The sequence below is a fragment of the bacterium genome (genome assembly GCA_028820935.1).
GTDB lineage: Bacteria > Actinomycetota > Acidimicrobiia > Spongiisociales > Spongiisociaceae > Spongiisocius.
Genome location: JAPPHZ010000008.1, coordinates 1 through 10799 on the forward strand (window position 1 = coordinate 1; position 10799 = coordinate 10799).

Annotated in this window: 13 protein-coding genes; 9 read left to right on the top strand and 4 right to left on the bottom strand. The window is 64.2% G+C overall.

Annotated features, from left to right (window positions below; genetic code table 11):
- Positions 1 to 220 (bottom strand): IS21 family transposase (locus OXM57_00725; protein ID MDE0351205.1); only part of this gene is annotated, 220 nt, incomplete at its 3' end.
- 617 nt (positions 221 to 837) lie between these two features.
- Between OXM57_00725 and OXM57_00730 the strand changes: the two genes are divergently transcribed.
- The 8 genes from OXM57_00730 to OXM57_00765 all read left to right on the top strand — a co-directional run bounded on the left by OXM57_00730 (position 838) and on the right by OXM57_00765 (position 5198).
- Complete coding sequence (locus OXM57_00730; protein ID MDE0351206.1) at positions 838 to 1227, top strand: hypothetical protein; 390 nt, start codon at positions 838 to 840, stop codon at positions 1225 to 1227.
- Positions 1228 to 1320: 93 nt separating this feature from the next.
- Positions 1321 to 1557: a hypothetical protein gene (locus OXM57_00735; protein ID MDE0351207.1), complete on the top strand. Its 237-nt coding sequence runs from the start codon at positions 1321 to 1323 to the stop codon at positions 1555 to 1557.
- Positions 1554 to 1958: a type II toxin-antitoxin system VapC family toxin gene (locus OXM57_00740; protein MDE0351208.1), complete on the top strand. Its 405-nt coding sequence runs from the start codon at positions 1554 to 1556 to the stop codon at positions 1956 to 1958. The genes OXM57_00735 and OXM57_00740 overlap by 4 nt, the downstream gene beginning before the upstream one ends.
- A gap of 95 nt (positions 1959 to 2053) precedes the next feature.
- Entirely contained in the window at positions 2054 to 2332 is a 279-nt protein-coding gene (locus OXM57_00745) for a type II toxin-antitoxin system RelE/ParE family toxin (protein ID MDE0351209.1), read from the top strand.
- Between the two features lie 17 nt (positions 2333 to 2349).
- Positions 2350 to 2658: a HigA family addiction module antitoxin gene (locus OXM57_00750; protein MDE0351210.1), complete on the top strand. Its 309-nt coding sequence runs from the start codon at positions 2350 to 2352 to the stop codon at positions 2656 to 2658.
- Between the two features lie 62 nt (positions 2659 to 2720).
- Positions 2721 to 2852, top strand: a complete 132-nt coding sequence (locus OXM57_00755; GenBank protein MDE0351211.1) for a hypothetical protein — start codon at positions 2721 to 2723, stop codon at positions 2850 to 2852.
- Positions 2853 to 3063: 211 nt separating this feature from the next.
- Complete coding sequence (locus OXM57_00760; GenBank protein ID MDE0351212.1) at positions 3064 to 4665, top strand: hypothetical protein; 1602 nt, start codon at positions 3064 to 3066, stop codon at positions 4663 to 4665.
- Positions 4666 to 4802: 137 nt separating this feature from the next.
- The gene (locus OXM57_00765; protein ID MDE0351213.1) at positions 4803 to 5198 is read left to right on the top strand and encodes a hypothetical protein; all 396 of its coding nucleotides are present in this window, start codon (positions 4803 to 4805) and stop codon (positions 5196 to 5198) included.
- Positions 5199 to 5570: 372 nt separating this feature from the next.
- Here the strand turns inward: OXM57_00765 and OXM57_00770 are convergent, their stop codons facing one another.
- Together OXM57_00770 and OXM57_00775 are read right to left on the bottom strand one after the other, a co-directional pair.
- Positions 5571 to 5834 carry an AlpA family phage regulatory protein gene (locus OXM57_00770; GenBank protein ID MDE0351214.1) on the bottom strand — a complete coding sequence of 88 codons (264 nt, stop codon included), beginning with the start codon at positions 5832 to 5834 and terminating at the stop codon, positions 5571 to 5573.
- A gap of 1063 nt (positions 5835 to 6897) precedes the next feature.
- Positions 6898 to 7140 carry a hypothetical protein gene (locus OXM57_00775; protein ID MDE0351215.1) on the bottom strand — a complete coding sequence of 81 codons (243 nt, stop codon included), beginning with the start codon at positions 7138 to 7140 and terminating at the stop codon, positions 6898 to 6900.
- Between the two features lie 769 nt (positions 7141 to 7909).
- On the opposite strand from OXM57_00775, the gene OXM57_00780 reads away from it, so the two are divergent.
- Complete coding sequence (locus tag OXM57_00780) at positions 7910 to 8113, top strand: AlpA family phage regulatory protein (GenBank protein MDE0351216.1); 204 nt, start codon at positions 7910 to 7912, stop codon at positions 8111 to 8113.
- A 674-nt stretch (positions 8114 to 8787) separates the two neighbouring features.
- Here OXM57_00780 and OXM57_00785 read toward each other — a convergent pair.
- Positions 8788 to 10068 carry an ATP-binding protein gene (locus OXM57_00785; protein MDE0351217.1) on the bottom strand — a complete coding sequence of 427 codons (1281 nt, stop codon included), beginning with the start codon at positions 10066 to 10068 and terminating at the stop codon, positions 8788 to 8790.
- Positions 10069 to 10799: the final 731 nt, after the last annotated feature.

The window sequence follows — 10799 nt, forward strand, 5'->3', positions numbered from 1 at the left end:
GCCACCTCCTAGCAGTGCCCCCGAAGCGGCGCAGCACCTCGTCGATGCCCTCCACCAAATGCGCCTGATCCTGGCGGTCACTCAGCCACGCCCGGAACCTGCCCGAATGTGACAGCACACCCACCAGCACGAACACGGTTGATCCCCACGGGGTGTCGCCCAGCTCCAGCCAGTCCCACTGGCATTCCTCGCCCGCCGGATGGTCGATGATCGCCACCACCGGCCGGCCCCGAGTTCCCCGCACACGCCGCACACGCCGGACGCAGCCCCCGGTTCCGGATCTTGCGGTTGAACGTCACATAGCTCTGCCCATAACCCAAAGCCTTGGCCTCGTCGAACAGCACCGTCGCCCACACATGGGGATCGTCGGCCAGCCGCTGCCGCACATACGGTTCGAACCCGTCGAACACATCCGGCGCCGGTCTCCGCCGCGCCGGAACCTCCCCCGACAGGTGAGCCCGCACTGTCTTGCGGTCTCTACCCAAATGGCGGGCAATAGCCGAAATCGACCATCCCCGCTTCCTCAACGCGTGTGCTTCCACGTATTCCTCCTGTGCCAACATCAGCCGTGGGGCCACCGTCTCCTCGCTGCCGGACCTGACAGTCAGCAGCTTGGAGAGGACCCCACTCAGAACAGAGCACCTCCAGTATGAGTGAATTTCGACGATCGTCAACACTGCCGCTACCTCTACATGCCCCGCCTGGCCGGCTTCGGCGTGCTCGCCGCAGCCATCGCCCGGGGAGTGGCCGATCTGAACTGGCAGCACGACACCTTCGCCTACGCCGACACCTACGACCCCGAAGGGGACCGCTACCCCGGCCTCGTGACCGCCGCAGGTGGAGTTGACCCAGAGCCTCACCGCAGTGCTGGTCCGTCCTGCCCGGGCCATGGCCCAACTGGACGCCGAGTCACCATCCGACGAAGAAGACGAGGTCCCCGATGACTTCGGGGACGCCTGGCACCTCGGACCCGACTCGCCCCAGCCTCCGGCCACGCAACAGCCCACCCGCTTCTACGGCCGGAAGGAACTGGATACGGTCCGCGCCATCCGCGACCTGGGCACCATCCTCGAAGAGGTCACCAAACACCTCGACGGAACGGGCAAAGAGGTCACCATCACCGTGGAGATCAACGCCCGCTCCGACGGCTACGACACCCGTACCCAACGCATAGTCAAGGAAAACGCCACCCAACTCGGCTTCGACTCCCACGAATTCGAAGACTGACGCGGATCGCTCGCGCCTGTGGCCCACCGTGTCGCTATCGAGGCGATGGTCAGTTCGCATGCATACTGGTGTCACTGCCATTATGATGCTGTCATGGCTGTCCAGATCACGATCAGAGGGGTGCCGGAGGACGTCCGCGACGAGTTGGCCGCCCAAGCCGCGCTCAACCGCCAGTCCATGCAGGAGTTCCTACGTGGCGAATTGGAGCGGATCGCCGCCCGGCCACCTGTCAATGTCTGGCTGCAAGAAGTGCGGCGCCGCACTGCAGCGGCAGGGACCGTTGTGCCGGCCTCTCTCATCCTCGAAGCCCGCGACGCCGACCGGAGGTGAGTGGCGTTATCGACGCGTCGGTGCTCGTCGCGGCGCTGGTCGATTCGGGTCATGATGGTGTCTGGGCCAGGCGCGCGATCTTGGAGGGCCCGCTTGCCGCGCCGGAATTGGCGCTCGTCGAGACCAGCAACCTCCTGCGCAGGCTGGAACTGTCGGGATCGGTCTCACGCCTGGAAGCCACTGCTGCCCACCGTGATCTGCTTCGGCTGAAACTCGATGTGTACCCATTCGCGCCTTTTGCCGACCGCGTATGGGAACTCCGGTCGAATCTGACCAGTTACGACGCCTGGTACGTGGCCTTGGCCGAAGCTCTCGACTGGCCACTGCTGACACTGGACCGCCGCATCGGCCGAGCCGGCACACCTCTTTGTGAGGTACTGGTTCCTCCACCCCGCGGCTAAGGACCGGAGTTGCCGAGGTTGGCGCTGGTACCGATACACGGTACAGTTGATGACGATCAGTGGGATTCCCCGGAGTCGATCGTCACAGTGAGTGGGTGATTGGGAGCATCAAGCACCGAGGGCTCGGAAGGGCGCATGGACGTGGGGACTTCCGCGGGGTTCACGCCACTCATGCGAACCGGATCGCGGCGATCCTGTCGGACCTTGACGCGGCCAGCGCGGTCTCGGATCTTGATCTTCCGACCTACCGGCTCCATCGGCTCAAGGGCAGCTTGGAGGGATTGTGGAGCATTCGGGTGTCGCGCAAGTGGCGGATCGTGTTCCGTTTCGAGGATGGCGACGCCCACAATGTGGACTTGGTCGATTACCACTAGGAGAAGGAGAGAGGCCAATGGCTGTTGAGTATCCCGCCCATCCAGGGATCAGTGTCCGTGAGGGGTGCTTGCAGGGACGCCTTACTGTCACCGAGGCAGCACGAAGGCTGGGCGTAGCCCGCCACACCCTATCGCGCGTTTTCAATGGCCACTCGGGCATCTCAGCGGAGATGGCCATCCGTTTCGAGAAGGTCGGGTGGTCCAACGCCGACTTCTGGATGCGCCGCCAAGCTGCCTATGACCTTGCTGTGGCCCGGCGCCAGGAAGCCCAGATCGTCGTTGAATCCCATGAGCAGGGGGTACTGGCATCCATGGGTCGACCTTGAGCGCGGTGAATCCCTCGGCGGCGCTCTGAGCTTCTTCTAAGGACCGGCACCGGGTCAGTAATGTGTTTGACCGCACCGGCCGGGCCAACATCGGCCACGCCCTAGAAACCGCCGTCCTCATCGAACTGGAACCACGCCGGCGCGAGACCACCTACGTACGCACCCACGACGGTTACGAAGTCGACTTCCTATAGTGATGACATCCCGGCGATGACCGAGCAGGACCTCCAGCGCATCTTGCTCCCGCCGTAGGGGACTCACTCTCGGCTACGGTGTTTGTGCGAGCAGGGTGGGAGGTCTACCTGGTGACGGTTGATGGTCGGCTTCGCTCTGCCCAGCGCCGGAGCGTTGGTGTTCCGGGTTGGTGTCTGCTAGCCGCCAGCGGTAAGTTTCGGGAGCGCGGAGTTGAGGTTTGAGGGGCCTATTGGCCAGTCGACGTTTCGGGTGAGGGTGCTGCCGGCGCGTGCTGGGTACCTGACGAGACCGGACGACACGGCCGGGGTGGTGGAGGCGATCCGGGAGGCCTCTACCCGTTGGGCTGGTTACTCCGAGCCGATCATCCCGGTCCCTGCGTCGGATCCGATTGATGGTTGGTGGCTTCAGACGTTGGACACCGCCGCGGTGGACGGGCTGGTCAACGTCAACATCGACCCCGACACAGCCGAAACGGTAGCCGAGACGCTCGGTCTGCCCGTTGTCGGCTTGGCTGATATCGACACGTCCGGCCGGACGCAGTTCTCTACCCATCCAGCAAACCTGCAGCAAACAGGACTGCGGTTCGATGGACAGACGGCTATTTTGGCCAGAGCCGACGGTGCCCTGTGGGAAAAGACCGCCGCGGGTGACCTCACCGCGGACCAAGAAGCAGATTGTGAGGGCGTGTCGGTGCGGGTGTGGCGACCAGCAACCGCAGACCTGATCGGTCGGGCGCAACTCGAAGAGACGTGTTGGCTTGACGTCGGAGCGGTGGACTTCGCCGAACATCAAATGGTGGGAGGCCCGTTTGCTGCGCCGACGATTATCTGGGTTACCGAGCCCGACAGCGTAGAGGACTGCGTGTACTTTTGGAACCTCCGCGCTCTACGTTCCCGCAGTCTGAGGCCTGCGCCGATGCTGCTCTTACCGGCAGATGGGACAGCCCACTGGACCGGTTTCGCCGATGCTCTCGCTCACCGTCTCACACGGACCGCGGACGTCGAACCCGATGTTGTTCTGGGCTCTCTGTCTGTCGAGCCGGACCAACTGGACGAGGTTGCGGAACTGCTCGGTCTCATCAAGTCGACAGAACCGCTTCGGGGCAACATGTTCCCGCCACCGCGCCCAAGAAGTGTCCCGTTCACCTATCGGCTGGACATAGCCGCCCGAAGCTACTTCCGTTCGCCGAGGAGATACGGCGAGACGACCCATGCTCTGGTGCAGGTTTACCGCGATAGCACCGTGGTCGAAGTCGACTCACCTGTGCAGTTCACCGGCGGCGGTCGTGTTTTGGTTCGTTTGGCGTCCTCCGCTTTCGACGGCCTACCGAAGCAGCCCACCACCGCTTCTCTGGTTATGGACGACGCGTCCTGGTCCGAGGACGAGCTCCAACTGGCCATGCACGCACAGAACAGGTACCGCCTCAGGCTACGGGTTCCCTCACTGAGCGACGCTGCTTGGGCGCTCCTGGAGAACCGAACTTCCCAAGCGGAACTCTCGACTAAGGGACAGGTGGCGCACCGCCTCAAAGAACTCGGCGCCGCTGAGGTGCTGTTACAGGACCGCGTGATCCAAGTGATCGAGTCCCTGCGTACAGGCCGTTCCCAAGACCTGGAGCGGGCCCTACAGCGGGCCGTTGAGCATATTTCGCCGACCGACGAACTCAGGGACCGTCTCGAAGCCCTTTCGTCGGAATGGGGAATCGATCCAAACGCCGCTTCCTGCCGATCTCTACTCTCAAGGGTCTCGGGGAGAACGCGGGGACCGCTGTGGAGGGGCTGTGTTTCCGATCGTGGGCGGAGCGAGGCCTAAAGATCAAGTGCGGCCAGTGCAGTATCCAAAGCTTCGTTCCCCTTCCCGAAACGACACCAGGACCTCGATGTCCCGGTTGCGGGACAACCAACACATGTTTCGAGTCCGCTAACGGTAACCCGGACAGCGGCCCGGAGTTGCACTACCGGCTCAACGCTCGGGTCGACCGAGCAGCCGACCAAGGAATCATCCCGCACCTATTCGCCGACGCTGTACTGACAACCGAAGACCCTCAAACATTCCTGCTACATGGAGTCGACGTAACGCTCGAGGACAGCACCAAGAGGCAAGTTGACCTCTACGGGATCACAGGAGGGAAGGTCGTCGCCGGCGAAGCGAAAACGAACCCTGAAGCGTTCAGTCCCGAACAGCTCGAATCCGATATCGACCTTTCCGCTGCCCTCGCGGCTGATACCCACCTGCTGGTATCCACCGGAGAAGTCCCCCACACCACACACGAACAGGCCCGAAGACTCACTGAAGAGCGTGGCCTCAACCTTCGCCTGATCGACAGCCGAAACCTGAAATCCTGAACCACCATGGCACAGGTACCGCGTCCATCCCTCCCGGCGGACTTCACCTATCACCCAATGAGCAGCAGGCGAACGGGGCTGCCAAGGCCGGTTGAAAGCTGCGCGGTCTCGGCCGGTCGAAAACTGCGCGGTCCAGAGTCGGTGACCTCCCTTCGTTTGCCACCGATCCGCTAGCTCTGGCCCTTCAAGACAATGACGTCGGCGTGGCGGACCGGGCGGTAGCCCCCTAACCCCGCGGCGTCGTGGAGGCATGGTCACGGCCCGGGATGTGTGGTCACTGGCCGACCGCTGGTCGATTCAGCGGATCCGGCTGGATGGATCCGCTGTCGGAATCGGAGCGACTCCAGCTGAGCCTCGATGTTGGGCAGGTAGTCACGCGGCGGGAGATAGACCATCAATCCAGTCGTAGATGTCCTGTTCCCGCCAGCCCACGGCCCGGGTGCGTTCACCACCGAGACGGATCGGCGAAGGGAACGACCCGTCCCGCTCCCGACGCCAGATCGTGGTTCGGCTCAACCCGGTGATCTCCAGTACTTCGGGCAGTCTCACCACCCGCCCACCCCCCGAACGCGGCACCGCTGAGCCTCGACGGCTGAAGGTCACCCCCAGTTTGTCGTTGTGAGTTTGGTTTCTCATCCACCCTCCCCCTTTCTCATGCTCATTGCTTGCTGGCGATCCTGTGCCGGCCCTCCAATCCGTGGTCTCCCATCCGACGGGGATCGTCACCGGGGCATGTTGTCGTAACCGAACATACCCAAGACGATCCCCAGCCCGGTCGCGGATCCACCCCCCAGGGGTCGCGCTCATACGCGACCGGTCGCGCTTCCACCCCGCAGCGGTCGCGCATCCCTCTGACCCGATTCGCCGGACGGCTGTACAGCGCGGAGGCTTCCCGGTAGGGCCGAAGGGCTCTGCCGCCCGCCGGGTGATTCGCTACGAGTGGGTCAACGGCTGCCAACAGCAGGGAGACACCTGTCCCGCGCTTGCCCTTGCCCAGGGGGAGGACACCTGTCCCGGTGAGCGAACTGGGGGTGTCCCGGTCGGTGTGCTGACCGTGAAAGGGCGGTGGCAGCGGTCGCTCTCAACACTACCGGCCGCGCATCCACCCCCCAGCGGTCGCGCATCCGGTCCCACATCCCTCTCACCTGGCCCTTTGCGGTTGGCATATGGAACGGATGAACCGAGGCAGCGACAGAGGGACCTCCGCAGCAAGCCGAGAACTGCAGCCCCCTGCTGTTGTCGGGGACACCTGTGCCGATTCCCCCACTACCCGGGGGGAAACACGTCCCGGCAGGGCTCGGGGCAACACCGCGGCCGTCCGGCCAGGCAGTCTGACCGAGGTGGGTCTGCCGGCGGGCGGTGGAGAGGCTGGCTACGGCAGCGGCCAAGAGCACCGACACCAGAGGTTTCTTCGGCAATCTCCCCGAAAAGGCCGACGCAGCAATGCGAGTAGGAGAGCACAACAAGAGAGGGTGTGGGGTGGGCCGGTCGAGGAGGAGAGATAGGGCGGATAGACCATCACCCCGGGGGACGGGAACGGGGGAACGGGAACGGGGGACACATGTACCGAAGGCGGGGGACATATGTCCCCGGGAGGGGCGTCAACTGTGGTTGAGAGGCGTAGCCAAGTTTTCATTAAAATGAGGACACATGTCCCCATCGGTGGAGGACATATGTCCTCGCAGGGTGAAGTGGCCTGTTAAGGCCGGTTACGCAACAGGTTCGAGATCGACGACTGGGAGCGGCCCACCAGTTCGGCTATCTCAGCCTGGCTGAACTCGTCGATGCCGTAGAGAGCCACCACTGCTTGACGGTAGGACTCCCGTGCCCGGGCCCATTCTGTGTGGGCAGCCTCGAGCTGTTCGGCGGCGTCGATCGCGGCAAGCATGCGGAAGGTTTCGGCATTCTGCCCTGCCCGGGCCTCATCCCTGTTCTTGCTCACCTACCACCCCCCTGATAGCCGGACTTACCAGCCCCCAAAATATGGGGTGCGGCATTTTAATGAAAACTTGGCTACGCCCCTCAACCACAGTCCACACCCCATCCGGGGACATGTGTCCCCCACCGATCGGGACGTATGTCCCCCTCCCCGCTCCCCCCGATGTCCCGTCCACCACCCGCCCACATCAACTCATCCCCACCGACCACACCAACACCCTCCTCGCTGCCCACCCACACCCCCACCCTCCTCACCAGACACCGACAAAACCCCAGGTAAACTCCCCAAACGCCACCCGGCACCCGGACCGTGCCCAAGCAAGCAGGCCTCGCGCACCGCGCGGTGGAGACAGTCCTTGTCCGCCGACATCACCCCGGCCGGGCCGCGTGCCACCCAAAACGATCGGCGGGGATGCGTGTAGCCGCCGATTGGACCCCAGACGGGCCCGCAGCTCGCTGCCGATTCCCGCCGTCACCTTCAAAGGCTTCTCCCTTTGAGCGGCTAGTAAGAGCCCAGGTCGGAGGGATGCGCGACCGGATGCGCGACCGCTGGGGGGTGGATGCGCGACCACAGGGGGGTGGATCCGCGACCGGGTTGGGGGTTGTCTTGGGTATGTTCGGTTACGACAACACGCCCCGCGATCCCTTCGGATGGGAGGCCACGGATTTGAAGGGCTGGGTGGGGATCGAGGCAACGAGTGGGAGCGATGGGAATGCGGATGAGGAACGAAACTCACAACAACAGGAAGCCGGGTGTCAGCCATCGACGGTCGATGCCGCCTCCTGGGGGTGGGCGGGTGGTGAGACTGCCTGAGGTGTTGGAGGTCACCGGGTTGAGCAGGACCACGATTTGGCGTCGGGAGCGGGAGGGGTCGTTTCCTGCGCCGTTCCGTTTGGGCGGTGAAGGTGCCCGGGCGGTGGGTTGGCGGGAACAGGACATCTACGACTGGATCGACAGCCTGTCCCCCGCCGCATGACCACCCACCCAACATTGAGGCTCAGCGGGAGTCACTCCGACAGCGGATCCATCCCGCCGGAATCCGCTGAACCCATCAGCGGTCGGCCAGCGGCCACATGCCGCCACGGCCATGCCTCCGCGACGCCGCGGTCGTCGTTGTCGGAGGCCAGAGCTAGGGGCTCGGTCGCGAACGAAAGGAGATCACTCACCAACCAACCCCACTGGACCGCGCAGTTTTCAACCGGCCGAAACCGCGCAGTCTTCGACCGGCCTTGACATCCAGGGTGGGAGACAGCCCTGGCGGTGGTGGCGTCTCCTGCTTCGTGGATGGTCAACGAGAAGGGGACTGGAATTCTGGGGGCGCGCTTATGGTCGCTTCTAGTGGTGGAGGTGTTGGGGTGGACCACGAAAAGTTCCTGAGACTGCGCGATTTTGTGGGTTTTGGGTGTTGTGGCGCAGGAGTCGGATGAGACGATATCGTGGGTTGCCGCGTTCCTTCAATCCTCTCGTCGGCAGGCACGCGGGCAGATGTCGCCCTTTGCTTCGCCCGGCTGGCGACTGTAGGCGTCCTTGTTTCTAGGTGTGCCCGCCGGGGCGTCGGGTGAGTATGAGATGGATCCGTTGGGCCTGGTCACCGGACCCGGTTTGACCTCGTGCTACAGCCTGTGCAGGGATAACTGGGAGGTCTGGGTGTCAGGGCGCGTTCCATAGTGTGCTTATGGGCAGGGCCCAGAGGCGTTCGCCTAGGCTGTAGGTGCCGGGGCCGGTGTGGAGGACGAGGCCGGCTAGGAATCGGTCGCGTTCTTGATCGCGTAGCCAGGCGAGGTGGCGGGCGTCGCTTTCTGTGGGAGCGGATGTTGCCTTGATCTCGATGCCGATGATGTGGCGGGCGTCTATTTCGGCGATGACGTCGACCTCGTGTCGTCCGTTGTGTTGCCTCAGGTGGTACAGCTCGCACCGGTGGTGGCTGACTGTGGCCTGGGCCCGCAGCTGGGCCACCACGAACGTCTCCACAAGCCGGCCTAGCAGGTCGGCGTCTCGCATCGCAGCCGCGAGGCTCGCTCCTGTCACAGCGCCGTACAGCGACGCGTCCACCAGGAACCGCTTGCTGCTTTTGGCGAGGCGCTTGGTGCGGTTCGATGTCCATGCCGCAAGCTCGTGGACGGCGTAGATGCGTTCCAACAGATCGAGATACCGCAGCGCGGTGCGGCGGTCTATGCCGGCGGCTGAGTACAGGGTGGCATCGTTGACGACCTGAGCGGTGTTCAGCGCGTACGCTGTGAAGAAGCGGCGCAGCCGGGCCGGGTCGACGCCGCCTCCGGCCGTTGCCACGTCCCGGCTGACGATCTCGGCGATGTACGTGTCGAGCCAGCGGCGGCGGGCCGGTCCACGGACGCCGAGAGCCACCTGCGGGAAACCGCCCCGCAATGCCATCCGCACGTACTCACGCAATCCTCCTCCCCGGCTGGACAACCGGGTCTCGCCCCGCTCCGGCAGTGCCCAAACACTCCCTTCGAACACCGCGGGATCACCCCCAGCGACCCGGTCCACCAAGGGGGAAGCCAGCGCTCCAAGTTGCTCACCAACGGTCAGCGGGAAGAGTTCGACCCGCGTCACGCGTCCCGTTCCCGGCCATGTCCGACCCTCCGTGACGGCACGCACCGACCCGGTCAGGATGAAACGGCCAGGACGCGGATCCAAATCACAGGCTCGCTTGACCGCGCCGAGCACTGCGGGCACCTCCTGCCACTCATCCAAAAGGATCGGCTCTTCCAGCCCGGAGAGGGCGGCGTCGGGGTCAGCCGACACCACACGGGCCTCGGCCGCAACATCCAAGCGGACGACACTGCGGGCGTAGCGGGTGGCCGTGGTTGTCTTACCCACCGCCCGCGGTCCTACAATCGAAACAGCCGGCAACGCCGCCAGCAACTCGTGAATCAACGGATCGGCAAGGCGCAGCAGGTACTCGGCCATGACCCGCTATCCTACCCAACCCCAATGCCGGTTTTCAACACCTTCCGATGCTGATTGTCAACACGCTCAGATGCCGATTCTCAACAGAGTTAGCGCTCGCCTTCACTCTGGAATCTGATCCTACGCGTATGTGCGAGTTATTGGTAGCCCTGGGCGAGGTTGATCTGGTGGGGATCGACGACGTGGGCGAGGGAGCGCGGTTGGTGGTGGTGATCCGGTCCCGTAGACCCCGATGTGACCACAAGTCGAAGATCTCCCCCGGCGGACCAACCCGGACATGACATGCCCCGGGTAGACAGCAGCAGCCCAGCGCCCGTCCCACGTCCACCAAGCTGCTTTTGGACGTCAGATCACGCTGTAGGCACGGCTGCTCGGCAGGCGAGCCTAGGGGGGTGGTAGCCTCCGGGGTGTGACCCGACGATGCGGCGGCCCGGACCGGGGCATGACGGTGGGCTCGAGTAGCGGTGTCGGCGTGTTTCTCTGGGGTGGTGCCCTGCTCATGGCCATCCTCGGTGTAGCGTGCGCGGCGGACTCACCTGAGCCGGCTGTGATCGCCGTCACAACTGTCTCACCTCGAGCACCCGACGCCCCGGACGCCCCGGCCTCCTCCGTTCCGACCCCCTCTTCTACCACCTCGACCGCTATGACGACCACGACTGCTTTGTCTGCTGCTGTCACGACTGTGAGGAGAGTGGTGGGGTTGTTGGGTCGGGTCTGACTCTTGTTACGAC